The sequence below is a fragment of the Streptomyces sp. NBC_00271 genome, assembly GCF_036178845.1.
Lineage (GTDB): Bacteria > Actinomycetota > Actinomycetes > Streptomycetales > Streptomycetaceae > Streptomyces.
Genome location: NZ_CP108070.1, coordinates 3,734,944 through 3,760,637 on the forward strand (window position 1 = coordinate 3,734,944; position 25,694 = coordinate 3,760,637).

Below are 25,694 nucleotides of genomic sequence, written 5' to 3' on the forward strand. Positions count from 1 at the left end.
CCACAGTCGCCGACGGCGCATCACCCCCACAGGCGACCGTCACTTGTCGGCGGGGGGGAAACCAGCGGTGCGCGGGCGGGAGAACACCCTCAACGCAAACTGCGTACGTCCAGGTGCCGCAGCACCCGGTCCACGATCTCCGGATCCGCCCCCGGCTCACTCCGCGCCGACAACACCTCATGCCGCGCCGCGCTCAACATCTCCCCCTGAATCCGCCGCAACCGCTTCACCCGTCGAGCCCGCTGCTCATGCGCCTCCCTCCGCTCCTCGTCCCCCAGATCCGGACTGATCCGCATTCCGATGTCGAAGGCCCGCCGAATCAGCTGCTCGGACAACTCCTCCGGCAGCTCCTCCACCTCCTCGATCTCCTTGAGCCTCCGCTTCGCCGCCTTCGCCGCCCGAACCGCCAGCTCCTTCTCGAACGCCTTCTCGACATCCTCATCGGCCCGCACCCCGAGCCTGCGCACCAGCCACGGCAGCGTGAGCCCCTGGATCACCAGCGTGGCCATGATCACCCCGAACGCGATGAAGATGATCTCGTCCCGGTCGGGAAACGGCGAGCCGTCGTCCATCTTCAGCGGAATGGCGAGCGCGAGTGCCACGGACGCGACTCCCCGCATCCCCGACCACCACATGATCACGGTCTCCCGCCACGAGGTCGGAATCTCCTCGTCGTAGTCCCGTTTCGCATGAAGCCGTTTCGTCAGCCACGTCGCCGGCATCAGATACGCCAGCCGTACGAACACCACGACGGCGACGATCGCGGCGGCCCAGCCCAGCATCTCGCCCCACCGCCCCGACGCCGTCCTGATCGCGTTGTGCAGCTCGAGCCCGATCAGCCCGAAGGCGACCCCGGTGACCAGCGTGTCCACCACGTCCCAGAACGTGTACCCGGCGAGCCGCGTCATGACGTCGTCGGCATCGGTGGCGTACTCCGCGAGGAACAGCGCGGTGGTGAGCACGGCGAGCACCCCCGACCCGTGCAGCTCCTCCGCCAGGACGTACGACGCGAAGGGCACCAGCAGCGTCATCCCGATCTGCAGCGTGGCGTCACCGAGCAGCGACATCAGCTTGTTCGCCGCCCACCCCAGCGCCAGCCCGATGGCGACCGCGACCACGGCGGACAGCACGAGATCGAGCCCGGCCCGCCACGGCGAGAAGGTGCCGCTCACGGCGGCGGCGATCGCGACGTGGTAGAGCACGATGGCCGTCACGTCGTTGAAGAGCCCCTCGCCCTCCAGGATCGACACCAGTCGGCGGGGCAGGCCGAGTTGCCCCGCGACGGCCGTCGCGGCGACCGGGTCAGGCGGCGCCACCAGCGCCCCCAGGGCGACCGCGGCGGCGATCGGCAGCCCCGGCACGATGGCGCTGGCGACAAAAGCCACGGCCGCCGTGGTGACGAACACCAGCGCCACGGCGAGCAGGAAGATCGGCCGTTTGTTGGCGGTGAACTGTCTCCACGAGGTGCGTCGCACCGAGGCGTACAGCAGCGGAGGCAGCAGCAGGGGCAGGATCAGGTCCGGCGGGACGTCCACGTTGGGCACGAAGTCCAGCACGGCCAGCACGATCCCGAAGAGCGTCATCAGGACGGGCGCCGGCAGCCCGAACCGGTCCCCCACCGGGACACTCACCACGGCCCCGAGCAACAGCACGAACAACAGGGCCAACTGATCCACGGTCAGCGCTCCGGCACGGTCTAGGCGATCAAGGAAGAGCCAGACCTCAAGCGTGCCACGCGCCTACGACAATGCCCTCCCGGCAACCCACGTGCGACGAACCCCGTCTCACAGAGCCTTGCGCATCGACCGGTGGTCGATCCCGGCGTCGAGGAACTCCTCGCCGTACGCCACGTACCCGAGCCGCTCGTAAAACCCCATCGCCTGTGTCTGCGCGTGCAGGTCCACCGCGGCGAGCCCACGCGCGCGTGCCGCGTCCTCGATGGCCCGTACGAGGGCCACGCCGACGCCGAGCCCGCGCGCCGCCTTCGTCACGGCGAGCCGGCCGAGCGAGCCGACCGTCAGGTCGCCGTCGGTCTTCGCGGCGGCTTCCGGGCCGTACAGGAGTCGCCCGGTGCCCAGCGGCACCCCGTCCTCGCGGATAGCCAGCACATGCAGGGCACCGGCGTCGTACGCGTCGTACTCGATGTCCTCGGGGACGCCCTGTTCGCCCACGAAGACCTCCTTGCGCACCGCGAAGCACGCCTCACGGTCCGCGGCGTCCTCGGCCACCCGCACCACGTAGGACCCGCTCCGCGCCCCGTCCGAGCCGCTCACGCGTAGCTCTCCTCACGCACCTTGTCGAGCGCCTTCTGCAGGTCCTCGGGATAGTCGCTCTCGAACTCCGCCCACTGCCCGTCCCCGGGGTGCTCGAAGCCGAGCCGCACCGCGTGCAGCCACTGCCGGGTCAGACCGAGCCGCTTGGCGATCGTCGGGTCCGCGCCGTAGGTCAGGTCCCCCACGCAGGGGTGGCGGTGGGCCGCCATGTGGACACGGATCTGATGGGTGCGGCCGGTCTCCAGCTTGATGTCGAGCAGGCTGGCCGCCCGGAAGGCCTCGATCAGGTCGTAGTGCGTGACGGACGGCTTGCCCTCGGCCGTCACCGCCCACTTGTAGTCGTGGTTCGGGTGCCGGCCGATGGGTGCGTCGATGGTGCCGCTCATCGGGTCGGGGTGCCCCTGGACCAGCGCGTTGTACCGCTTGTCGACCGTGCGTTCCTTGAACTGCCGCTTCAGCGAGGTGTACGCGCGCTCCGACTTGGCCACGACCATCAGCCCGGAGGTGCCGACGTCCAGCCGGTGCACGATGCCCTGCCGCTCGGCGGCACCCGAGGTCGAGATCCGGTACCCGGCCGCCGCGAGGCCGCCGATCACCGTCGGACCGCTCCAGCCGGGGCTCGGGTGCGCGGCCACACCGACCGGCTTGATGATCACGACGATGTCGTCGTCGTCGTGCACGATCTCCATGCCCTCGACGGGCTCGGCGACGATCTGCACGGGGGCGGGAGCCTGCGGCATCTCCACTTCCAGCCAGGCGCCGCCGTGCACCCGCTCGGACTTTCCGACCACCGAGCCGTCGACCGTGACCTTCCCCGCCGCGGCAAGCTCGGCGGCCTTCGTGCGGGAGAAGCCGAACATACGGGAGATGGCGGCGTCGACGCGCTCGCCCTCCAGGCCGTCGGGCACGGGCAGGTTGCGGATCTCGGGAATGGTGCTCACCCGTCGAGTATGCCGGACGGGTCGGACACCGCCGGACCATCGCCCGAACAGCAGTGCCCGTGGACCTGCCCCCAGACGTCCTTCCGGACGTCCCGTACGCCACTCAGTGCGGGCCGATCAGCCCTGATGGACCAATCAGTCCTTGTGGACCGATCAGTCCTTGTGAACCGTGCCGTCCGGGTCGAGCCCGCGGAAGGACAGCAGCACGATCAGGATGCCGCCGCAGACGATCGCCGAGTCGGCCAGGTTGAAGACCGCGAAGTGCTTGGGCGCGATGAAGTCCACGACCGCGCCCTCGAAGATCCCGGGCGAGCGGAAGATCCGGTCGGTCAGGTTGCCGAGCGCACCGCCCAGCAGCAGACCGAGCGCGATCGCCCAGGGCAGGCTGTAGAGCTTGCGCGCGAGCCGCGCGATCACCACGATCACGGCCGCGGCGATCACCGTGAAGATGATCGTGAACGCCTCGCCGACGCCGAAGGCCGCTCCCGCGTTGCGGATCGCCTCGAACCTCAGCCAGTCGCCGATGATCTGGATCGGCGCGTGGTGCTCCAGCTTCGCGACCACGATCAGCTTGCTGACCAGGTCGAGGACGTACGCCAGGGCGGCGACCGTGAACAGGACGGCGATCCTGCGCCTGCCCCTGGGCTCCTCGGCCGGGGCCCCGGCCTCTTCCACGCCGGACTGCTCCGGCTCGGCGCCCCCCGCTCCTGGGGTATCCGGCGTACCGATGATGCGCTCCGCCTCTGCCACGTGAGTGAGTCCCTCGACCTAGGTGCCTGACTGAGGACGAGGGTACGGCACACCCCCCGGCGCCCACGTGCTCAGGAGCCCTCCCGCGCGAATCAGGAGCGGCGTTCCTGCTTCTGCTTGCACTCGACGCACAGGGTGGCTCGCGAGAAGGCCTGCATCCGCGCCTTGCCGATGGGATTGCCGCAGTTCTCGCAGAGCCCGTAGGTGCCCGCGTCGAGCCGCTCCAGCGCTCGCTCGGTCTGCTCCAGCATCTCGCGCGCGTTGGCCGCCAGGGCCATCTCGTGCTCGCGTGTGATGTTCTTCGTGCCGGTGTCCGCCTGATCGTCACCCGCGCCGTCGCCGGAGTCGCGCATCAGGCCCGCGATCGCCTCTTCGGACGACGAGATCTCGGTGCTCAGCCGCAGCGCCTCGGACTGGAGTTCGGCGCGCGCCTCCGCGACCTCCTCCGGGGTCCAGGGGTCCTCACCGGGGCGCACCGCGAGCTCGCCGGGCTCCACCGCGGCGATCCGCGCCTTGGGGACAGCGGTGGGGTTCTGCGCCGCCGTGGCCGTGCCAGGAGTCTTCTTCGCAACCACCGTCGTGGCTCCCGTCGTCTTCGCGGCCTTGGCCGCGCCTTCGGCCGCGGAAGCGACCGACTTCTTCGCCGTACTGGTGCTTTTCCTTGCCGTGCCGCTGCTCTTCCTGGCCACGCTCTTCCCGTCGGCCTTCTTGGCCACCGCCTTCCGGGCGACCGCTTCCTTGGCCACCGCTTCCTTGGCCACGGATTTCTTGGCGACCGCTTTCTTGGCGACCGCTTTCTTGGTGGCTCCCTTCGTAGCGGCCGCTTTCCCGGTGGCCGCCGCCTTCTTGCCGACAGCGGCTTTCGTGGCCGTCTTGGTGGGCGGCTTCGTGGCGGTGTGCGTGGCGGTGTTCACCGGATTGGCCGCGTGCGCCACAGGCGCCACCGACACGCTCTTCTTCCCGCCCACGTCCTTGGCCGCCGGACCCGTGGATCTGCCGGACGCCGACTGCTGTACGGCGGTCTTCTTCGCCACCATGGCCGCGGCCCCTTCACATATTGTGATTTTGCGCGCAAATCGTGCTGGGACGATAAATCGACTTCTGGTCCACGGCAACCGGGCGCACCAACGTTTCGTCCGCCCCGCGGGTCCCTCGCGAGGAACCTGCATGCGTTGTGCCCAGCTCCCCGCCGGGTAATCCGCCAGGTCCGGCGTCCCAGGATCCGGACGCCCGTGCCTCGCCTTTCGGGTCACCGCGAGGCCGCGGCGCCGCTTGGGGCGGCCCCGGCGGCGTGCCCCGGAAAACCGGTCGGCCGCTGTCCGCGCGGCGCCGTACACTGGGCGCAGCGAGAAGCGTGGATGGGGACGAGTAGCGGCGTACGCAGCCAGGAGCGACCCGGGGACGGTGGAAGCCCGGGGGCGAGCGCGACGCGAAGATCACCCCGGAGCCGCCGGAAGAAAGCCGCAGCGAGCGAGCAGCGGCCGGTAGAACCGGCATCGCGACCCCAATGAGGGGGCTCACTGGTGCACAGCACGCACCGGGGAGCCAAGGAGGGTGGTACCGCGGGAGCGCGCCGCGCACGGCGTCCGCAGCATCCAGGAGATGGCTGCCCAGGCTCTCGTCCCTCCGGACGGAAGGCAGAAAGTCCGCCGGAGGAAGCTCGCTGATGACAACGCCGACGTACCGCCAGGTGCCCGCCCAGGTCGACCTGCCCGCCCTCGAGCACGCCGTGCTCGACTTCTGGCGCGAGCAGAAGATCTTCGCCAAGAGCCTTGAGCAGTCCGAGGGCCACCCTGAGTGGGTGTTCTACGAGGGCCCGCCCACCGCGAACGGCATGCCGGGCGCCCACCACATCGAGGCGCGCGTCTTCAAGGACGTCTTCCCGCGCTTTCGCACCATGCGCGGCTATCACGTGGCCCGCAAGGCCGGCTGGGACTGCCACGGCCTCCCGGTCGAGCTCGCGGTGGAGAAGGAGCTCGGCTTCACGGGCAAGCAGGACATCGAGGCGTACGGCATCGCCGAGTTCAACGCCAAGTGCCGCGAGTCCGTGACCCGTCACACCGACGCGTTCACCGAGCTCACGAACCGCATGGGCTACTGGGTCGACCTGGACGACGCGTACCGCACGATGGACCCCGAGTACGTGGAGTCCGTGTGGTGGTCGCTCAAGGAGATCTTCAACAAGGGTCTGCTGGTCCAGGACTACCGCGTGGCCCCGTGGTGCCCGCGCGACGAGACAGGTCTGTCGGACCACGAGCTGGCGCAGGGCTACGAGACGGTCGTCGACCCGTCCGTGTACGTCCGCTTCCCACTCACCTCCGGTCCGCTGGCCGGCCAGGCCTCGCTCCTGGTGTGGACGACGACCCCGTGGACGCTGGTCTCCAACACCGCGGTCGCCGCGCACCCCGAGGTCACCTACGTCGTCGCGACGAAGGGCCCATCTGGCGACGAGAAGCTCGTCGTCGCCGCGCCGCTCGTCGAGAAGGCGCTCGGCGAGGGCTGGGAGACCACCGGTGAGACCTTCACCGGCGCCGAGATGGAGCGCTGGACGTATCAACGTCCGTTCGAGCTCGTCGAGTTCCCCACGGACGTGGAAACCCACTACGTGGTCAACGCCGAGTACGTGACGACCGAGGACGGCACGGGTCTGGTCCACCAGTCCCCCGCCTTCGGTGAGGACGACCTCAAGGTCTGCCGGGCGTACGGACTGCCGGTGGTGAACCCCGTCCGCCCGAACGGCACCTTCGAGGAGAGCGTCCCGCTCGTCGGCGGTGTCTTCTTCAAGAAGGCGGACGAAAAGCTCACCGAGGATCTCCAGCAGCGCGGTCTGCTCTTCAAGCACATCCCCTACGAGCACAGCTACCCGCACTGCTGGCGCTGCCACACCGCGCTCCTCTACTACGCGCAGCCGTCCTGGTACATCCGCACCACCGCCATCAAGGACCGTCTCCTCCAGGAGAACGAGAAGACCAACTGGTTCCCGGAGTCCGTCAAGCACGGCCGCTTCGGCGACTGGCTGAACAACAACGTCGACTGGGCGCTGTCCCGCAGCCGCTACTGGGGCACCCCGCTCCCGCTGTGGCGCTGCGAGGAGGGCCATCTCACCTGTGTCGGCTCCCGCGCCGAGCTCTCCGAGCTGACGGGCACCGACCAGTCGAACCTGGACCCGCACCGCCCGTTCATCGACGAGGTCACCTTCGCGTGCCCGCAGGACGGCTGCGGACGTACGGCGACCCGCGTGCCGGAGGTCATCGACGCCTGGTACGACTCGGGTTCGATGCCGTTCGCGCAGTGGGGCTACCCGTACAAGAACAAGGAGCTCTTCGAGAGCCGCTACCCGGCGCAGTTCATCTCGGAGGCCATCGACCAGACCCGCGGCTGGTTCTACACCCTCATGGCGGTCGGCACCCTCGTCTTCGACAAGTCGTCGTACGAGAACGTCGTGTGCCTGGGCCACATCCTCGCCGAGGACGGCCGCAAGATGTCCAAGCACCTGGGCAACATCCTGCAGCCGATCCCGCTGATGGATCAGCACGGCGCGGACGCGGTGCGCTGGTTCATGGCGGCCGGCGGCTCCCCCTGGGCGGCCCGCCGCGTCGGTCACGGCACCATCCAGGAGGTGGTGCGCAAGACGCTCCTCACCTACTGGAACACGGTCGCCTTCCAGGCCCTGTACGCCCGCACCTCCGACTGGGCCCCCTCCGAGGCCGACCCGGCCCCGGCCGACCGTCCGGTCCTGGACCGCTGGCTGCTCTCCGAGCTGCACGCGCTCACCGACCAGGTCACCCAGGCACTGGAGGCGTACGACACCCAGCGTGCCGGAAAGCTCCTCTCCGCGTTCGTCGACGACCTCTCGAACTGGTACGTGCGCCGCTCCCGCCGCCGCTTCTGGCAGGGCGACAAGGCCGCGCTGCGCACGCTGCACGAGGTCGTGGAGACCATCACGCGGCTGATGGCCCCGCTGACCCCGTTCATCACCGAGCGGGTCTGGCAGGACCTGATCGTCCCCGTGACGCCGGGCGCCCCCGAGTCCGTACACCTGTCCTCGTGGCCGGAGGCGGACCTGTCCGCCATCGACCCGGAGCTGTCGCGGCAGATGGTCCTCGTGAGGCGTCTCGTGGAGCTGGGCCGCGCCACGCGCGCGGAGTCGGGCGTCAAGACGCGCCAGCCGCTGTCCCGCGCGCTGGTCGGGGCGATCGGCTTCGAGTCCCTCGACGGGGAGCTGCACGCGCAGATCACCGAGGAGCTGAACGTCACTTCCCTCGCCTCCCTCTCCGAGGTGGGCGGCTCGCTGGTCGACACCACGGCCAAGGCGAACTTCCGCGCGCTGGGCAAGCGCTTCGGCAAGGGCGTCCAGGCGGTCGCCAAGGTGATCGCCGAGACGGACGCGGCGGCCCTCTCCCTCGCCCTGCGCGAGGGCACCGCCTCGGTGGAGGTCGACGGCGAGACGGTGCCGCTGGCCGCGGACGAGGTCATCATCACGGAGACCCCGCGCGAGGGGTGGTCGGTGGCGTCCGACTCGGGTGCCACGGTCGCCCTCGACCTGGAGATCACCGAGGAGCTGCGGCAGGCGGGCCTCGCCCGTGACGCGATCCGGCTGATCCAGGAGGCCCGCAAGAACAGCGGCCTCGACGTGGCCGACCGGATCGCTCTGCGCTGGACGTCCACCGACCCGGCCGTCATCGCCGCTCTGAACGAGCACGCCGCGCTGATCGCCGACGAGGTCCTCGCCACCGACTTCGCCCAGGGCGAGGCCGACGACACCTACGGCGCCCCGTTCACCGACGAGGGCCTGTCCCTCACCTTCCGCCTCCGCAAGGCGTAGCCCGGGCGGCGGGACCGTTCCTCGCCCCCGCCGCCCCTACCCGTCCCATCCCTACCTGGGGGCTCCGCCCCCAGACCCCCGGGTGGGTTCGTCGGCTGCGGGCCGGTGGGGGCCGATCGCGCAGTTCCCCGCGCCCCTGGGGGGCCGGGGCTGCGCCCCAGGCCCCCCAGGGGCCCTCAACGGCCTCGTCCTCAAACGCCGGACAGGCTGAAGGCTCTTAGGGGCGCGGGGAACTGCGCGAGCAACCCCCACCGGCCCGCAGCCAAACGACTTCGGGCGGCCGGGGGGATGCGGGGCGAAGCCCCCGCCTCAGGGGCGCGGGGAACTGCGCGACCAGCCCCCACCCACCCGCAGCCGAAGAACGAAGGCCGGGGCCCACCAAAGATCTTGGTGGGCCCCGGCCTTCGGCGTTGCGTACCCCGTACAGATGCCCCAAGGAACCGCACGCCCGCCCGAAATTTCCCCGCCCGAACCAGCACGGCAAAAGGGCGGAGCCCCGGAATAATCCGGGGCTCCGCCCTGAACGCTGCCGACGCCTAAGGCGTACTCAAGGCCGTCAGTTGTCGTCCTCGTCGATGAGGAACCCACGCATCGGCGAGGGAGCCTGCTGCATCGGCGACGGCCCCTGGGGCCGTACCGGAGCCATCGGCTGGGTCATGGCCGGCGACATCTGCTGCTGCCCGCCGTAGGAGGGCGCCGCCGGTGCCGGGGCACCGCCCATGCCCTGACCGCCGTACGACGGCGCACTCGCGCCGGCCGGAGCCATCGAGGGCGCGGAGGGCGACGGCAGGGAAGCCGTGGCCGGAGTGCGCGGCGGGGCGAGCGAGTCGTCCGCCTGCGTCTCCAGCTGGCGCAGCTGCGACTCCAGGTAGGACTTCAGACGCGTGCGGTACTCGCGCTCGAAGCCACGCAGGTCCTCGACCTTGCGCTCCAACGTGGCGCGGGCGGACTCCAGGGAGCCCATCGCGACGCGGTGCTTCTCCTGCGCGTCCCGCTCCAGCGCGTCGGCCTTGGCACGGGCGTCACGCTCGAGACCCTCGGCGCGGCTGCGGGCCTCACCGACGATCTTGTTGGCCTCGGAGCGCGCCTCGGCGATCGCCTGGTCGGCGGTCTGCTGAGCCAGCGAGAGGACACGCGCGGCGCTGTCGCCACCGGGGCCCTGCTGCGGCATCTGCGGGCCGTGACCGCCCATGGGTCCACCCATGGGGCCGCCCATCGGGCCGCCCATCTGCTGCTGCATCTGGGGCTGCATCTGGCCCGGCATCTGCTGCTGCATCTGCTGACCGGGGCCCTGGCCCATCGGACCCTGACCCATCTGGCCCTGGCCCATCGGACCCTGACCCATGGGGCCCTGCCCCATCGGACCCTGACCCATGGGGCCCTGGCCCATCGGACCCTGACCCATGGGGCCCTGGCCCTGCTGGCCGCCCTGGGCGCTGGGGCCCGCGGGCAGCTGCGGCGCACCGCTCGGCAGCTGGGGCGGCCCACCCATGGGGCCACCCATCTGCTGCTGCGGCGGGCCCGATATGCCGGCGGGTACGGGGGCGCCGGGACCTCGCATGCCCTGCGGCGGGCCCTGCTGGTCCTGCTGCTCGGGCGGCTTGCGCATGCCCTGCTGCTGGTTCTGCGCAGCCGCGCGCGTGGCCGCCGCCAGTTTGGCGCGCAGATCCTCGTTCTCGCGGAGCAGTCGCGTCAGTTCGGCTTCAACCTCGTCGAGGAAGGCATCGACCTCGTCCTCGTCATAGCCTTCTCGGAGGCGGACGGTCGTGAACTGCTTGTTCCGCACGTCCTCGGGGGTCAACGGCATCTCTTCACCTCAACGTAGTCGTCGGCATTCGGCAAGACCGTATCGTTCACAGCCGGCTCACGACGGAGATCAGGATGTAGACGATGATCATCAGTACGAAGAAGGACAGGTCGAGCGCCACGCCCCCGAGACGCAGCGGCGGAATGAACCGCCGCAGAAGCTTGAGCGGTGGATCGGTGACAGTGTAGGTGGCCTCGAGAACGACCACCATCGCCTTGCCGGGTTGCCATGAGCGGGCGAACTGGAAGACGTAGTCCATGACCAACCGGAAAATCAACACGACGAGGAAACACGTCAGCGCGATGTAGAGAACCTGCCCGACCACGCTCATGATCCGTGCTTCCCTCTCCCCTGTTTCCGTACCTTGATCCGGTCATGCGTCTCAGCTCTGGTTGAAGAACCCGCCCTCTGCGATGCGGGCCTTGTCCTCCGCCGTGACATCGACGTTAGCAGGCGACAACAGGAACACCTTCTGCGTCACCCGCTCGATGCTGCCGTGGAGACCAAACACCAAACCGGCCGCAAAGTCGACAAGTCGCTTCGCATCTGTGTCATCCATCTCAGTCAGATTCATGATCACCGGGGTGCCCTCACGGAAGTGTTCCCCGATGGTACGGGCCTCGTTGTAGGTCCGCGGGTGAAGAGTGGTGATCCGGTACGGCTCTCGTTCCGACACGACCTTGGGCATGATCACCGGTGCGTTCTTCTCCAGGCTTGCGCGTTCTTGTGTGATGGATGCCACGGGCGCGATCCGCGCCGGACGGCTGGATTCCGCAGTGAGCGAAGCGGAATGCGGCACCGGATCGCGAGGCGCCGGAGGCTGCACCATTCGTACCGATTCATCCCGTTGGGACTGATGTGCCTGGTGTGCCTGATGCGACTGGTGGGGCGGCTCGTGCCGCCGCCGGTCACGCTCGGGCTCCGGGTCGAGCTCGGGCTCGAACTCGTCATCGGGGTCGAAACCCCTGCCGTCGTACCCATCGTCCTCCACGAGGCCGAGGTAGACCGCCATCTTGCGCATCGCGCCGGCCATGCTCTGAGTCCTCCGCTCTGTGGTGGATCGGCTGACGAATTGCCAAGTGCCCGCGATCCACGAGGTCGTTATGCCCGCCAGTGGCGGTAATGACCATATTTTCTGCTGTGGTCCGACTTCTTGGCGACGTTACCCGAGCCCGGGTCGGACTCCGAGTACCGCCGTACCGACGCGTACATGTGTCGCTCCGGCCGCCACGGCCTGCTCGAGGTCCGCACTCATCCCTGCAGACACCATGTTCGCAGCCGGATGCGTGCGGCGCATAGCAGTCGACAAATCCATCAGCCGCTCGAACGCCGCTTGTTGGCGCCCGGCGTACACCCCGGCGAGCGGTGCGACGGTCATCAGTCCGTCGAGCCGGAGCCCGGGCGCCCCGGCGACGAGGTCGGCCAACTCTTCGATTCCGCCGACTCCGACGCCTCCCCGCTCACCCCGGCCACTCTCCTGCGCGTCCAGTGCGACCTGGATGAGGCAGCCCACCTCGCGCTCCACCCGCACCGCTTCCTTCGACAGGGCCGTGACAAGTCGGGCACGGTCCACGGACTGCACCACATCCGCGTAACCGACCACAGATCGCACCTTGTTGGTCTGCAACTGACCGACAAAATGCCACGAGAGGGGCAGATCCGAGCAAGCCGCGGCCTTGGGTGCCGCATCCTGGTCCCGGTTCTCGGCGACGTTGCGCACACCGAGTTCCGACAGGAGCCGCACGTCGCCGGCGGGGTAGGTCTTGGTGACCACGATCAGGGTCACCTCTTCACGCTTGCGCCCGGCGGCCACACAGGCCGCCGTGATGCGCTCTTCCACTTTCGCCAGATTTCCGGCGAGTTGAGCCTTACGTTCCGTCATGCCCCATCAGTCCAGCCAGACATAGCCCGCGAGCCGCCCGGTCGTGCGGTCCCGTCGATACGAGAAGTGGTCGTCCGACTCCAGCGTGCACACCGGCGACTGCGCCCGGTCGCACACCCCGAGCCGTTCCAGCTGCGCGTGCACTCCGGCGGTCACATCGACCGCGGGAGTGCCCCAGCTGGTCTCGGCGTACGCCGCCGGCTCGATGGCGGCGACTTCGGCGCGCATCTCGTCCGGCACTTCGTAGCACCGGCCGCAGACCGCGGGTCCGGTGCGGGCGACGATCCGCTCGGGCTCGGCGCCGAGCTCCACCATGGCCCGTACGGCGGCGGGGACGACCCCGGCGACCATGCCGGGCCGTCCCGCGTGGGCGGCGGCCGCGATCCCGGCGACCGGGTCGGCCAGCAGGACCGGCGTGCAGTCGGCGGTGAGGACGGCGAGGGCGAGCCCGCGCCGCGCGGTCACGATCGCGTCGACGGAAGGGATCTCCGCGGAGAGCCACGGTCCGTCGACCACCGCCACGTCCGGCCCGTGCACCTGGTTCATCCAGACGACCAGGGCCGGGTCCAGCCCGAGGGACTTGGCGGCCAGTTCACGATTGGTCCGTACGGCGTCCGGGTCGTCGCCGACCGCTCCGCCGAGGTTGAGCGCCTCGTACGGAACGGCGCTCACCCCGCCCCACCGGTCGGTGAAGGCGAAGCGCGCGCCGCTCACGGTGCTCGTTTCGGAGCGATGTCCTATCACTTCAGGAAGTCCGGCACGTCCAGCTCCTCGGCCGCGCTGTCCGAGTAGGCGCGGGACGGCGGGACCGGCGGTGCGACCTGGACCTCGTTGACCGGCTCCGGGGTGGGCTCCTGGGCCTCCTTCGGCGTGACGCTGCCGAGCGAGCCGAAGGAAGGACGGCTCTCGGAGGCCCGTACCGGCGCTGGCTCCTCGCGCTGCTTGGCGGAGGTGGAGCCGAGGATGTTGTCCCGCTTGGCCGGCGGCTGGCCGCCGTCGAAGCCGGCGGCGATCACGGTGACCCGCACCTCGTCACCGAGCGCGTCGTCGATGACCGCGCCGAAGATGATGTTGGCCTCGGGGTGTGCGGCCTCGCTGACCAGCTGGGCGGCCTCGTTGATCTCGAACAGGCCGAGGTCGGAGCCGCCGGAGATGGAGAGCAGGACGCCGCGTGCGCCGTCGATGGAGGCTTCCAGGAGCGGCGAGGAGATCGCCATCTCGGCTGCCGCCACGGCGCGGTCGTCGCCGCGGGCCGAGCCGATGCCCATGAGCGCGGAACCCGCCTCGGACATCACGGACTTGACGTCGGCGAAGTCGAGGTTGATCAGACCGGGCGTGGTGATGAGATCGGTGATGCCCTGAACACCGGACAGCAGGACCTGGTCCGCCGACTTGAAGGCGTCGAGGACGGAGACCTGGCGGTCCGAGATGGACAGCAGCCGGTCGTTCGGGATGACGATGAGGGTGTCGACCTCTTCACGGAGTTCCGCGATGCCGTCCTCGGCCTGGTTGGCGCGACGCCGTCCTTCGAAGGTGAAGGGCCGGGTGACCACGCCGATGGTCAGGGCGCCGAGCGAGCGGGCGATGTTGGCCACGACGGGCGCGCCGCCGGTGCCGGTGCCGCCGCCTTCACCGGCCGTCACGAAGACCATGTCGGCCCCCTTGAGGACCTCCTCGATCTCCTCGCGGTGGTCCTCGGCCGCCTTGCGGCCGACGGCCGGGTTGGCTCCGGCGCCGAGTCCGCGCGTGAGTTCGCGGCCGACGTCGAGCTTGACGTCGGCGTCGCTCATCAACAGAGCTTGCGCGTCCGTGTTGATGGCGATGAACTCGACGCCCTTGAGACCGACCTCGATCATCCGGTTGATGGCATTGACACCACCGCCGCCGACACCGATGACTTTGATGACTGCGAGGTAGTTCTGCGGTGCTGCCACGTCGAAGGCCTCTCGCCTCGAGTTACGTGTCGTCGCCTCGCACGCTCGCGATCCGACGACTGATGCCGAATGGGACGGTCCGAACGCCGACCCGAACCCTAACGCTGAAGTTTAGGGTTACCAGTGTGTCTGTTCCTTGGACTCTTCCGAACAGGACACTAAGTCGACAAGTGGCGCACGTTCAACGAACACGCCGAACCTCCCGTTTTTCTTTTCACCCTATGTGATCAGGCGTAGCGCTGCCCAACCAGGGTGCTGGCCTGCGCAAATGTGCGTCAACTCCCCGATGACGCAGGGGCGATGGGGGCACTCACATCGAAGTGCCGGGCCCCTGGAGCTGCTTTCATGAGAGCGGTGAGCGTCCTGGCCTTCGCGCGACCCTTCTCGCCGCTCCCCCACTCGACGCTGCGTCCGCCGCTCAACTCCAGCGAGATCGAGTCGTACGAACGGACCTTGACGATCCGGGTGTCGCGACGGACTGCGGCCGGAATGTCCCCGGCCACCCCCACCGCCTCGCGCACCAGCCGGTCGACCGGGAAGCGGCGCAGAACGGCCGGCTTGGACACCGCCAATTCCAGTGCGGGCACACCCCTCGGGGCGGCCGAAACCGTCGCGAAACGCACACCCTTGGCGTCCACTTCGATGTACTTGCCGCCGTTTCCGGTGTTTTTGAGAATGAGCACCGGGGTGCGCTCGGCCACTTTCAGCCCGATTCCGTGCGGCCAGGAACGGACGACATCAACCGAGTCAATTCGGGGCAATTTCCGGCGCAATCGCGCCTCAATGGCGTCGGTATCGATGGAAATCAGCGGCGATCCGACCGCCACGTCGGCCGCGTCGCGCACTTGCTGGTCCGTCAGGACCCGCACCCCGGAGACCGACACCTTCTCGGCCCGCAGCCACGGTGAGCCGTAGAGCAGCCAGATTGCGGCCGCCGTCACCAACACCACCGCGACCAAAAGGATGATGAGCATACGAAGGCGACGCAACCGCCTGAGGCGGGGCGAGCCGGACTCCAACTTCTGCCGTTCACCGCGCTCGGCGGTCGTCGGTCCGGCCACGCTCCCTGCCTTCCCTCATGCGGTCCTAGCGGTGGCGAGAGGCGATCGCCTCGTACACCATGCCGACGAGCAGGTCGTCGGCGTCCCGGCGGCCGAACTCGCTGGCGGCGCGGGACATCTCGTACAGCCGGTGCGGGTCGGCCAGCACGGGCAGCACGTTCTGCTGAACCCACGCAGGTGTCAGCTCCGCGTCGTCGACAAGGAGACCGCCACCGGCCTTGACCACCGGCTGGGCGTTCAGCCGCTGTTCGCCGTTGCCGATGGGCAGCGGGACGTAGGCGGCGGGCAGCCCGACGGCGGAGAGTTCGGCGACGGTCATCGCGCCCGCGCGACAGAGCATCATGTCGGCCGCGGCGTACGCGAGGTCCATCCGGTCCACGTACGGTACCGGGATGTACGGGGGCATTCCCGGCATCTGGTGGACCTGCGGCAGTTCGTTCTTCGGGCCGACCGCGTGCAGGATCTGGATACCGGCCTGCTGGAGGTAGGGAGCCGCCTGCTGGACGACCTCGTTGAGGCGCCGTGCGCCCTGCGAGCCGCCGGAAACCAGCAAGGTCGGCAGCGAGGGGTCGAGACCGAACGCGGCGCGCGCCTCGGGGCGCACGGCGGCCCGGTCGAGGGTGGCGATCGAGCGGCGCAGCGGGATGCCGATGTAGCGGGCGCCGCGCAGCTTGTTGTCCGGGGTCGAGACGGCGACCTGCGCCGCGTACCGGGAACCGATCTTGTTGGCGAGGCCCGGCCGTGCGTTGGCCTCGTGGATCACGATCGGCACACCGAGGCGCTTGGCCGCGAGGTAGGCGGGCAGCGCCACATAGCCACCGAAGCCGACGACCGCGTCCGCCTTGGTGCGCTCCAGGACCTGCTCGGCCGCCTTGATCGTGCCGCGCAGCCGTCCCGGGACGGTGATCAGCTCGGGTGTGGGCTTGCGGGGCAGCGGAACGGCGGGGATCAGCGCGAGTTCGTAACCCCGCTCCGGTACGAGCCGGGTCTCAAGTCCGCGTTCCGTGCCCAGGGCCGTGATCCCCACGGTCGGGTCCTGCCTGCGCAGGGCGTCCGCGAGGGCGAGCGCGGGCTCGATGTGGCCGGCGGTCCCCCCGCCGGCGAGTACGACATGCACCGAAATTCACCGCTCTCCGGACGAACGCGCCGCCGAGGCACGCCGTCGCATCGTGTTCCATCTCCGAGGCCCCGCGGCCCCCGCGGAGCCTCTCACCGCAGCACGCTTTCTACCAAAGCGGGGTTGCCGCATCGCAAGCGCCGCCCGCGCAGCGGGCTCGTCGCGTGCGAAGGCGATCAGCAGCCCGATGGCGAACATGGTCGGCAGCAGGGCGGACCCTCCGTAGGAGAACAGCGGGAGCGGGACTCCGGCGATCGGCAGCAGACCGAGCACCGCACCGATGTTGATCACGGCCTGGGCCGTGATCCAGGTGGTCACGCCTCCCGCGGCATACCTCACGAAGGGGTCCTCCGTGCGTCCGGCCACGCGGATACCCGCATAGCCTAGAGCCGCGAAGAGGGCGAGCACCGACAGCGTCCCCGCGAGGCCCAGTTCCTCCCCGGTGATGGCGAAGATGAAGTCGGTGTGCGCTTCCGGGAGTTGTCCCCATTTTTCCACACTGGCGCCGAGGCCGGAACCGAACAATCCGCCGGAGGCCAGCGCGTAGATGCCGTGCACGGCCTGCCAGCAGGTGTCGTTCGGGCCGGGTTCGGTGGCGCCGATGCAGGCGAGCCGGGACATCCGGTTGGGGCTCGTCTTGATCAGGATGAAACCGATGGTCACGGCGACCGCCAGCACGCCGCCGAACAGCCGCGTGGGCGCCCCGGCCAGCCACAGCAGCCCGAAGAGGATGGCGGTGAGGATGATCGCCGTGCCCATGTCGCCGCCGAGCATGATCAGCCCGAGCAGCAGGAAGGCGCCCGGGACGAGCGGCACCAGCATGTGCTTCCACTGCCCGAGCATGCCCTTGTCCTGTTTGCGGGCGAGCAGGTCGGCGCCCCACAGCACGAGCGCGAGCTTGCCGAACTCGCTGGGCTGGATCTGGAACGAGCCGCCGAGGGAGATCCAGTTCTGGTTGCCGTTGACCGCCATCCCTATCCCCGGGACCTGCACGAGGATCATCAGGAAGACAGCGCCGGCCAGGATCGGGTACGCCAGCGCCCGATGCAGTTTCACCGGTACCCGCATGGCGATCAGGAGCAGCACGGTGCCGATGGAGGCGGCGAGGAACTGTTTGCGGAAGAAGAACGACCCCGGCAGCGACAGCTGCAGCGCCGTGATCATCGAGGCCGAGTAGACCATCACGAGGCCCAGCACGGTGATCAACAGGCTGCTGCCGAAGATCAGATAGTACGCGGTGAGTGGACGGTCCCAGGCCTTGCGGGCGCGCAGGACGAGCAGGCGCAGGGAGTTGTCGCGCGGGGGACGGGGGCGTCCGGCGGGGCGCCGTGGGGCACGCTGGACGGGGGGACGGCCAGTACGGCTACTGGCCATCACCGGCTCCGTCCGCCATGCCCCGGGAGGGCGTCCCACAGGGCGATGGGGGTCCCCACCATGGCGTCACGCGTCCCTCCCAAGGGTCCCGGGCGCGCCCGGACCGTCCGAGACCCGCCGTCAGGCGCTCGCGCCGAGTTCGCGGACCGCCTCCGCGAACGCGTCCCCGCGCTTGTTGTAGTTGACGAACATGTCCATGGAGGCACAGGCCGGCGCCAGCAACACCGTGTCGCCCTCGCGGGCGAGCCCCCGCGCCTCCCGAACCGCCGCGAGCATCGCCCCAGTGTCGGTCCGGTCGAGGTCGACGACGGGTACTTCCGGCGCGTGTCGCACAAGGGCTTCACGGATCAGAGCCCGATCCGCGCCGATGAGCACGACGCCCCGAAGTCGCTTGGCCGACTTGGCGACCAGCTCGTCGAAGGCCGCGCCCTTGGCGAGCCCGCCCGCGATCCACACGATCGACTCGTAGGCCGCCAAAGAGGCCTCCGCGGCATGCGTGTTGGTCGCCTTGGAGTCGTCGACGTACGCCACGCCGTCCACGTCGGCGACGTGCGCGATGCGGTGGGCGTCCGGTGTGAAGGCCCGCAGCCCGTCCCGTACGGCCGCGGCGGGCACCCCGAAGGCGCGTGCCAGGGCCGCCGCCGCAAGGGCGTTGGCGATGTTGTGCGGGGCGGGCGGGTTGACGTCGGAGACCTCGGCGAGTTCCTGGGCGTTCTTCTGCCGGTTCTCGACGAAGGCGCGGTCGACCAGGATGCCTTCCACGACGCCCAGTTGGGACGGTCCTGGGGTGCCGAGGGTGAAGCCGACCGCCCGGCAGCCCTCCTCGACGTCCGCCTCGCGCACCAGGTCCTCGGTGGCCTTGTCGGCGAGGTTGTAGACGCAGGCGACCCGATTGCCTTCGTAGATACGGCCCTTGTCGGCGGCGTACGCCTCCATGGAGCCGTGCCAGTCGAGGTGATCCGGTGCCAGGTTCAGCACGGCGGCCGAGTGCGCGCGCAGCGACGGCGCCCAGTGCAGCTGATAGCTCGACAGCTCCACCGCGAGGACGTCGTACCGCTCCTCGCCGAGGACCGCGTCGAGGAGTGAGACCCCGATGTTGCCGACGGCGGCCGTGCGCAGCCCGGCCGCCGTCAGGATCGAGGCGAGCATCTGCACGGTCGTGGTCTTGCCGTTGGTGCCGGTGACGGCCAGCCAGGGGGCCGCGTCGGGACCTCTCAGCCGCCAGGCCAGTTCGACGTCGCCCCAGACCGGGACGTCCGCCGCGGCGGCCGCAGCGAACAGCGGCTTGTCCGGCTTCCAGCCGGGCGCGGTGACGATGAGCTCGGTGCCCTCGGGCAGGGTGGCGCCGTCACCGAGGCGCACGGTGATGCCGAGCGCCTCCAGCTCCGCGGCCTGCGCGCGGGAGCGCTCGTCGTCGCCGTCGTTGACGACCGTGACGACGGCGCCGAGACCGTGCAGCACCTTGGCCGCCGGGATGCCGGAGACGCCGAGCCCGGCGACGGTGACGTGCTTGCCCTGCCAGTCGGTCACTTCTTGGCTGCCCATCCTGCGTAGAAGAGGCCCAGACCCACAATGACGCACATGCCCTGGATGATCCAGAAGCGGACCACGACAAGGACTTCGGACCACCCCTTTAGTTCGAAGTGGTGCTGGAGTGGTGCCATGCGGAAGACGCGCCTGCCGGTGAGCCGGAAGGAGCCGACCTGGATGACGACCGACATGGTGATCAGGACGAAGAGGCCGCCCAGGAGCGCGACCAGCAGCTCCGTGCGGGAGCAGATCGCGAGGCCGGCGAGCGCGCCGCCGAGGGCCAGCGAGCCGGTGTCACCCATGAAGATCTTGGCGGGCGAGGTGTTCCACCACAGGAAGCCGAAGCAGGCTCCCATCAGGGCGGAGGCGACGACCGCGAGGTCGAGTGGATCTCGTACCTCGTAGCAGGCGGCCGGGTTGGTCAGGGTCTGCGCGTTGGCGCAGGACTCCTGGAACTGCCAGACGCCGATGAAGGTGTACGCGCCGAAGACCATGGTCGCAGCGCCGGTGGCGAGACCGTCCAGACCGTCGGTCAGGTTCACGCCGTTCGACATGGCGAGAATCATGAACAGGGCCCAGACCACGAAGAGCACCGGGCCGATGGTCCAGCCGAAGTCCTCCACGAAGGAGAGCCTGGTGGAGGCCGGGGTGTTGCCGTGGTTGTCCGCGAACTGCAGCGCGAGGACCGCGAAGGAGATGCCGACGATCAGCTGACCGGCCATCTTCGCCTTGGCCCGCAGACCGAGCGAACGCCGCTTGACGATCTTGATGTAGTCGTCCAGGAAGCCGACCAGGCCCATGCCGGCCATCAGGCCGAGCACCAGCAGACCCGAGAAGGTCGGCGGCTTGCCCGTGATCACCTTGGACAGGAAGTACGCGATGATCGTCGCCAGGATGAAGGCGATACCACCCATGGTCGGAGTACCGCGCTTGCTGTGGTGCTCCTTCGGGCCGTCGTCGCGGATGTACTGCCCGTAGCCCTTGCGGGCCAGCAGCTTGATCAGCAGCGGGGTCCCGATCAGGGTCAGGAACAGACCAATGACTCCTGCGAACAGGATCTGGTTCATCATCGGGCCGCGACCTCACCCTCGGCACCGTCGAGCAGCGCCTGCGCCACCCGTTCGAGCCCGACCGACCGGGACGCCTTCACGAGCACGACGTCCCCCGGGCGCAACTCGCTGCGCAACAGGTCGACAGCCGCCTGTGCGTCGGACACGTGCACCGACTCCTCACCCCACGAACCCTCGTTATATGCGCCCAGTTGGAGCCAGGAAGCTTCCCTGCCCCCGACCGCGACGAGCTTGCTGACGTTGAGTCGGACGGCGAGCCGCCCGACCGCGTCGTGCTCGGCGAGCGCCTCGTCCCCGAGCTCGGCCATCTGACCGAGCACCGCCCACGTGCGACCCCCTTGTGCCTGTGCGGCCTTGCCCATTGCCGCGAGCGCGCGCAGGGCGGCTCGCATGGACTCGGGGTTCGCGTTGTAGGCGTCGTTGACGACCGTCACGCCGTCCGGGCGCTCGGTGACCTCCATCCGCCAGCGGGAGAGGGAGCCCGCCTCGGAGAGCGCGAGGGCGATCTCGTCTGCGGACAGGCCCAGCTCATGGGCGACGGCGGCCGCGGCGAGCGCGTTCGACACGTGATGCTCACCGTACAGGCGCATGGTCACATCGCTGCACCCGGAGGGTGTGTGAAGCCTGAATGCGGGCTGTCCAGCGTCCGTGAGACGGACGTTCTCGGCACGTACGTCCGCTTCGCCGGACTCTCCGAAGAGGATCACGCGCGCTTTCGTCCGGGACGCCATGGCGCGTACGAGGGGGTCGTCGGCGTTGAGGACGGCGACACCGCCCGCTTCCGACGGCGGAAGGCTCTCGACGAGCTCGCCCTTCGCCTGTGCAATCTGTTCGCGGCCGCCGAACTCACCGATGTGGGCGGTCCCGACATTCAGGACGAGGCCGATCCTCGGTGGCGTGAGGTCCGTGAGGTAGCTGATGTGGCCGATGCCGCGGGCGCCCATCTCCAGGACGAGGAACCTGGTCTCCTCGGTGGCGCTCAGCGCGGTCAGCGGCAGCCCGATCTCGTTGTTGAGCGAGCCGGGCGTGAAGACGGTCGGCGCCTTGCTCCGCAGGACCTGGGCGATCAGGTCCTTGGTGCTGGTCTTGCCCGCGGAGCCGGTGAGGGCCACGAGGGTCGCGCCGAGCCGTTCGACGACGTGACGCGCGAGAGCGCCCAGGGCCGCCTGCACGTCCGCGACGACGATCGCGGGCACGCCGACGGGCCGGGAGGCCAGTACGGCGACCGCGCCCGCCGCGACGACGGCCTCGGCGAAGTCGTGGCCGTCCACGCGCTCGCCGGCGAAGGCGACGAAGAGGCTGCCTGGCTCCACTTCACGGGAGTCTCTGACGACCGGTCCGGTGACCTGTACCGCCGGATCCGGTATGTCGTACGTCTGCCCGCCGACGACTGCTGCGATCTCGGCGAGGGAGAGGGCGATCACAAGTTCATCCCTGGGTCTTCTGGATAGCTTCGCGAAGCACCTGGCGGTCGTCGAAGGGACGCACCACCCCGGCGATGTCCTGGCCCTGCTCGTGGCCCTTGCCCGCGACCAGCACGGTGTCGCCGGGCCGCGCCCGGGCGACGGCGGCGGCGATGGCGGCGGCCCGGTCCTCGAAGACCTGGACCTCGCCACGCTCGTGCGCCGGCACCTCGGCGGCGCCCGCGAGCATCGTCGCGAGGATCGCGAGGGGGTCCTCCGAGCGGGGATTGTCCGATGTCAGTACGGCGGTGTCGGCGAGCCGCGCCGCGGCGGCGCCCATCGGCATCCGCTTGGTCTTGTCACGGTCGCCGCCGCAGCCGAGCACGACGTGCAGCCTGCCCTCGGTGACCTTGCGCAGCGCACGCAGGACCGATTCGACGGCGTCCGTCTTGTGGGCGTAGTCGACGACCGCGAGGTAGGGCTGGCCCGCGTCCACGCGCTCCAGGCGGCCCGGCACGCCCGGGACGGCGGCGATGCCGTCGGCGGCGGTCTGCGGGTCGATCCCGGCGACGGCGAGGGCGACGATCGCGGCGAGGGTGTTCGCCACGTTGAAGGGGCCCGCGAGCGGCGACTTGGCGGTGATCCGCTCGCCCTTGGGGCCGACCGCGACGAACGCCGAGTCCATCGGGCCGACCTCGACCTCCTCGGCGTGCCAGTCGGCGTCCGGGTGTCCTTCGGCGGAGAAGGTGACGACGGGGACGGTGGCCTCCTCGGCCAGCCTGCGCCCGTACTCGTCGTCGAGATTGACGACGCCGAGTTTGCTGCGTTGCGGTGTGAACAGCTGCGCCTTGGCCCGGAAGTAGTCCTCCATGTCGGAGTGGAACTCCATGTGTTCCGGGCTGAGGTTGTTGAAGACGGCGATGTCGAAGACACAGCCGTCGACCCGCCCGAGGACCAGCGCGTGGCTGGAGACCTCCATCGCGACCGCGTCGACGCCGCGCTCGCGCATCACCGCGAACAGTGCCTGGAGGTCGGTTGCTTCGGGGGTGGTGCGCTCCGACTTGATGCGCTCCTCGCCGATGCGCATCTCCACGGTGCCGATCAGGCCGGTGGAGCGGAGCGTCTTCAGCCCGCCCTCGACGAGATAGGCCGTGGTGGTCTTGCCGGAGGTGCCGGTGATGCCGATCTGGAGCAGATCGCGTCCCGGGTGGCCGTAGATGGTGGCCGCGAGCTCTCCCATCAGGCCGCGCGGGTCGTCGACGACGAGGACCGGCAGCCCGGTGGCGGCGGCGCGCTCGGCGCCGGTCGGGTCGGTCAGCACGGCGACCGCGCCGAGACCGGCCGCCTGCGTCACGAAGTCGGCGCCGTGCAGGCGGGCGCCCGGCAGCGCGGCGTAGAGGTCTCCGGGGCGCACCGCGCGGGAGTCATGGGTGATGCCCGTGACTCCCGCATTCGACGCCGGGGCGGTGACACCCAGCTGATCGGCGAGCTCCGCGAGGGGTGTGGCGGAGTTCTCGACCGGTCGCGGCGGCCCCGGATATGTCACAGGAACGCCCTTCTGGGTGGTTTGGGACTGATCAGCGTGTGGCACGGCGGTGAGCGTACCGGGCGCACCCCCGCCGGAGCGAAGCGAGGGGCGTGGCGAGCCGTGGTTCCCGGAATCCGGGGTGATCGTTGTCACGAGCTGGTTCCTGGTCCGTTGTGCGTGCGGTCTTGTCCGGGTCCTGGCCGGACCCTGATCAAGTCCTGATCAGGGGATATGGCCGGAATCGATCACGGCGTGAAGGTCACGGGCAGATTGGCGGCCCCCGCTCCGGTGGGCGGGACCTGGAGGGTCTTGAGCGCGAACTCCATGACCTGCTTGTAGATGGGTCCGCAGATCTGGCCGCCGAAGTAGCTGCCCTTGGTGGCGTTCTGGATCGCGCAGTAGACGGTGACCCGGGGCTTGTCGGCGGGGGCGAATCCGGCGAACGACGAGGTGTAGCCGTGGTACTTGCCGGTGGCCGGATCCACGCGGTTGGCCGTACCCGTCTTGCCCGCGACCCGGTAGCCGGGGATGCGCGCCTTGGCGCCGGTGCCCTGCTCGTCGTCCACGACCGACTCCAGCATCTGGGCGAGGGTCCCCGCCGTCTTCTCGCTCACGACCCTCGTCTTCTTGGGCTGGGCGGCCGGGGTGAACCGGCCGTCGGGCCCCTTCGTGCCGCGCACCAGCGTCGGCTCGACGCGTACACCGCCGTTGGCGATCGTCGAGTAGACGGAGGCCGCCTGCATCGCGTTGATCGACATGCCCTGGCCGAAAGGAATCGTGTACTGCTGGGAGGTCGACCACTTGTCGGCGGGCGCGAGGATGCCCTTCGTCTCGCCGGGGAAGCCGAGGCCGGTGTAGCTGCCGATGCCGAACTTGCGCAGATACGAATAGAGGACCTGGTTCGCCTCCTTCTGCGTCTTGCCGAGCTGGCCGGTCGCCAGGATGGTGCCGATGTTGCTGGACTTGGCGAGCACGCCGTTGAGCGTCAGGTTCCAGGTCGCGTGGTCGATGTCGTCCTGAAAGAGGCGGTCGCCGCGGTGGAGTCGGTTGGGCACGACGACGTGCGTCTCGGGCGTTGCGGCGTTCTCCTCCAGTACGGCTGCCATCGACATGACCTTGGCGGTGGAGCCGGGTTCGTACGCGTCCTGGAGGGCCGCGTTGCCCAGGGCCGCCGCGTTGGCCTGGGTGAGGTCGTTGGGGTCGAAGCCGGGCGAGTTCGCCATGGCGAGGATCTCACCGCTGCGGGCGTCCTGCACGATCACGTACCCGCGGTCCGCCTTGGACGCCTTCACCTGCTGGGTGATCGCGTTCTGCGCGGCCCACTGGATGTCGCGGTTGATGGTCAGCTCGACGTCGGAGCCCGCCACGGCGGGGGTCTCCGTCGACCCCACGGTCGGCACCTGACGGCCGCCGGACTGGGCGTAGCGGATCTTGCCGTCCTTGCCGGCGAGTTCCTTGTTCAGCTTCTGCTCGACTCCGCCGCCGCCCTTGCCGTCGGCGTTGACCCAGCCCAGTATCCCGGCGGCGAGATCGCCGTTCGGATACACGCGCTTGCTGGCCGGGACCGCCACGACGCCCGCGAGGAAGTTGACGGTGCTCTTGTCGGTCTCCGCCTTGACCGCGAGCGTGCTCCTCAGGTCCTTGATCTGCTTCCAGACCTGAGGGGTCTGGCGGTGCGCGAGCAGGGTGTATCGGGTGTTCTTCGTACGGAGCTTCTTGGCGACGGTGTCCACCTCCTGGCCGAGGATCGGCCCGAGCAATGCCGCGGCCTGCTCGGGCGCGTCCGTCACCTTCGTCGTGTCCTGCGTGAACATCGTGGGGTCGGCCGTGATGTCGTACGCGTCCACGCTCGTCGCGAGCTCCACGCCGTTGCGGTCCGTGATCCCGCCACGGGTGGCGGCCAGGGTGCGGCCGACATACCGGTTCTGCTCGGCCTTGGCGACGTAGGCGTTGGCGTCCACGGCCTGCACCTGGAGCAGGCGTACGACAAAGGCGATCATCACCAGTGTCAGGGCGAGGCTGACCATGCGCAGCCGGGGACGGGGGCTGCCCAGCCGCAGGACCTGTGGGCCGCCGGGCCGGGGCGCGCCCGGGCGGCGTGCGGGGCGGGCGCCGGGGCCCGGACGCCGCTGGCCCCCGGGGCGTACGGGCCTGGCGGGGCCGGGCACACGACGACGCGGCGGTTCCCTGTCGGACACT

The 25,694-nt window shown here is 69.7% G+C and carries 20 protein-coding genes; 1 reads left to right on the forward strand and 19 read right to left on the reverse strand.

Annotated features, from left to right (window positions below; genetic code table 11):
* Positions 1 to 89: 89 nt before the first annotated feature.
* The 5 genes from OG798_RS17415 to OG798_RS17435 all read right to left on the reverse strand — a co-directional run bounded on the left by OG798_RS17415 (position 90) and on the right by OG798_RS17435 (position 5,001).
* Complete coding sequence (locus OG798_RS17415; protein ID WP_095855169.1) at positions 90 to 1,676, reverse strand: Na+/H+ antiporter; 1,587 nt, start codon at positions 1,674 to 1,676, stop codon at positions 90 to 92.
* 108 nt (positions 1,677 to 1,784) lie between these two features.
* A complete protein-coding gene (locus OG798_RS17420; RefSeq protein ID WP_095855168.1) occupies positions 1,785 to 2,273 on the reverse strand; it encodes a GNAT family N-acetyltransferase in 489 nt (162 codons plus the stop codon).
* Positions 2,270 to 3,214, reverse strand: a complete 945-nt coding sequence (locus tag OG798_RS17425; RefSeq protein WP_097226191.1) for an RluA family pseudouridine synthase — start codon at positions 3,212 to 3,214, stop codon at positions 2,270 to 2,272. The genes OG798_RS17420 and OG798_RS17425 overlap by 4 nt, the downstream gene beginning before the upstream one ends.
* 153 nt (positions 3,215 to 3,367) lie before the next feature.
* Positions 3,368 to 3,964: a signal peptidase II gene (gene lspA, locus OG798_RS17430; protein ID WP_095855166.1), complete on the reverse strand. Its 597-nt coding sequence runs from the start codon at positions 3,962 to 3,964 to the stop codon at positions 3,368 to 3,370.
* A 92-nt stretch (positions 3,965 to 4,056) separates the two neighbouring features.
* A complete protein-coding gene (locus tag OG798_RS17435) occupies positions 4,057 to 5,001 on the reverse strand; it encodes a TraR/DksA family transcriptional regulator (protein ID WP_095855165.1) in 945 nt (314 codons plus the stop codon).
* 629 nt (positions 5,002 to 5,630) lie between these two features.
* Here OG798_RS17435 and ileS point away from each other — a divergent pair.
* A complete protein-coding gene (ileS, locus tag OG798_RS17440; RefSeq protein WP_267061516.1) occupies positions 5,631 to 8,789 on the forward strand; it encodes an isoleucine--tRNA ligase in 3,159 nt (1,052 codons plus the stop codon).
* Positions 8,790 to 9,345: 556 nt separating this feature from the next.
* On the opposite strand, the gene OG798_RS17445 is transcribed toward ileS, so the two are convergent.
* The 14 genes from OG798_RS17445 to OG798_RS17510 all read right to left on the reverse strand — a co-directional run bounded on the left by OG798_RS17445 (position 9,346) and on the right by OG798_RS17510 (position 25,693).
* Entirely contained in the window at positions 9,346 to 10,596 is a 1,251-nt protein-coding gene (locus tag OG798_RS17445; protein WP_054231483.1) for a DivIVA domain-containing protein, read from the reverse strand.
* Between the two features lie 46 nt (positions 10,597 to 10,642).
* Positions 10,643 to 10,927, reverse strand: coding sequence for a YggT family protein (locus tag OG798_RS17450; protein WP_054231484.1), 285 nt, complete (start codon positions 10,925 to 10,927; stop codon positions 10,643 to 10,645).
* Between the two features lie 51 nt (positions 10,928 to 10,978).
* A complete protein-coding gene (locus tag OG798_RS17455) occupies positions 10,979 to 11,629 on the reverse strand; it encodes a cell division protein SepF (RefSeq protein WP_067363754.1) in 651 nt (216 codons plus the stop codon).
* Positions 11,630 to 11,758: 129 nt separating this feature from the next.
* Positions 11,759 to 12,478, reverse strand: coding sequence for a YggS family pyridoxal phosphate-dependent enzyme (locus tag OG798_RS17460; RefSeq protein WP_121416423.1), 720 nt, complete (start codon positions 12,476 to 12,478; stop codon positions 11,759 to 11,761).
* Between the two features lie 6 nt (positions 12,479 to 12,484).
* Complete coding sequence (pgeF, locus tag OG798_RS17465; protein ID WP_095855161.1) at positions 12,485 to 13,192, reverse strand: peptidoglycan editing factor PgeF; 708 nt, start codon at positions 13,190 to 13,192, stop codon at positions 12,485 to 12,487.
* Between the two features lie 26 nt (positions 13,193 to 13,218).
* On the reverse strand, positions 13,219 to 14,412 hold the full coding sequence (gene ftsZ, locus OG798_RS17470) for a cell division protein FtsZ (RefSeq protein WP_095855160.1): 1,194 nt from the start codon (positions 14,410 to 14,412) through the stop codon (positions 13,219 to 13,221).
* Between the two features lie 275 nt (positions 14,413 to 14,687).
* The gene (locus OG798_RS17475; RefSeq protein ID WP_095855158.1) at positions 14,688 to 15,473 is read right to left on the reverse strand and encodes a cell division protein FtsQ/DivIB; all 786 of its coding nucleotides are present in this window, start codon (positions 15,471 to 15,473) and stop codon (positions 14,688 to 14,690) included.
* Positions 15,474 to 15,498: 25 nt separating this feature from the next.
* Entirely contained in the window at positions 15,499 to 16,590 is a 1,092-nt protein-coding gene (murG, locus tag OG798_RS17480; RefSeq protein WP_054231490.1) for an undecaprenyldiphospho-muramoylpentapeptide beta-N-acetylglucosaminyltransferase, read from the reverse strand.
* A 6-nt stretch (positions 16,591 to 16,596) separates the two neighbouring features.
* Positions 16,597 to 17,964, reverse strand: a complete 1,368-nt coding sequence (gene ftsW / locus OG798_RS17485) for a putative lipid II flippase FtsW (protein WP_095855157.1) — start codon at positions 17,962 to 17,964, stop codon at positions 16,597 to 16,599.
* A 120-nt stretch (positions 17,965 to 18,084) separates the two neighbouring features.
* Positions 18,085 to 19,509, reverse strand: a complete 1,425-nt coding sequence (gene murD / locus OG798_RS17490; RefSeq protein WP_095855156.1) for a UDP-N-acetylmuramoyl-L-alanine--D-glutamate ligase — start codon at positions 19,507 to 19,509, stop codon at positions 18,085 to 18,087.
* Positions 19,491 to 20,561, reverse strand: a complete 1,071-nt coding sequence (mraY, locus tag OG798_RS17495) for a phospho-N-acetylmuramoyl-pentapeptide-transferase (protein WP_177323990.1) — start codon at positions 20,559 to 20,561, stop codon at positions 19,491 to 19,493. The genes murD and mraY overlap by 19 nt, the downstream gene beginning before the upstream one ends.
* Positions 20,561 to 21,988 (reverse strand): UDP-N-acetylmuramoyl-tripeptide--D-alanyl-D-alanine ligase, encoded by a 1,428-nt coding sequence (locus OG798_RS17500; RefSeq protein WP_095855155.1) that lies wholly within the window; start codon positions 21,986 to 21,988, stop codon positions 20,561 to 20,563. Before OG798_RS17500 ends, mraY begins: the two co-directional genes overlap by 1 nt.
* Before the next feature lie 4 nt (positions 21,989 to 21,992).
* Complete coding sequence (locus OG798_RS17505; protein ID WP_095855154.1) at positions 21,993 to 23,513, reverse strand: UDP-N-acetylmuramoyl-L-alanyl-D-glutamate--2,6-diaminopimelate ligase; 1,521 nt, start codon at positions 23,511 to 23,513, stop codon at positions 21,993 to 21,995.
* Positions 23,514 to 23,740: 227 nt separating this feature from the next.
* Positions 23,741 to 25,693, reverse strand: coding sequence for a peptidoglycan D,D-transpeptidase FtsI family protein (locus OG798_RS17510; protein ID WP_323138711.1), 1,953 nt, complete (start codon positions 25,691 to 25,693; stop codon positions 23,741 to 23,743).
* Position 25,694 lies beyond the last annotated feature (1 nt).

Bases quoted from the DNA above. Each gene is read 5' to 3' on its own strand.
- OG798_RS17435 (WP_095855165.1), bottom strand. From the start codon at position 5,001: ATGGTGGCGAAGAAGACCGCCGTACAGCAGTCGGCGTCCGGCAGATCC.
- ileS (WP_267061516.1), top strand. From the start codon at position 5,631: ATGACAACGCCGACGTACCGCCAGGTGCCCGCCCAGGTCGACCTGCCC.
- OG798_RS17445 (WP_054231483.1), bottom strand. From the start codon at position 10,596: ATGCCGTTGACCCCCGAGGACGTGCGGAACAAGCAGTTCACGACCGTC.
- OG798_RS17450 (WP_054231484.1), bottom strand. From the start codon at position 10,927: ATGAGCGTGGTCGGGCAGGTTCTCTACATCGCGCTGACGTGTTTCCTC.
- OG798_RS17455 (WP_067363754.1), bottom strand. From the start codon at position 11,629: ATGGCCGGCGCGATGCGCAAGATGGCGGTCTACCTCGGCCTCGTGGAG.
- OG798_RS17460 (WP_121416423.1), bottom strand. From the start codon at position 12,478: ATGACGGAACGTAAGGCTCAACTCGCCGGAAATCTGGCGAAAGTGGAA.
- ftsW (WP_095855157.1), bottom strand. From the start codon at position 17,964: ATGGCCAGTAGCCGTACTGGCCGTCCCCCCGTCCAGCGTGCCCCACGG.
- murD (WP_095855156.1), bottom strand. From the start codon at position 19,509: ATGGGCAGCCAAGAAGTGACCGACTGGCAGGGCAAGCACGTCACCGTC.
- mraY (WP_177323990.1), bottom strand. From the start codon at position 20,561: ATGAACCAGATCCTGTTCGCAGGAGTCATTGGTCTGTTCCTGACCCTG.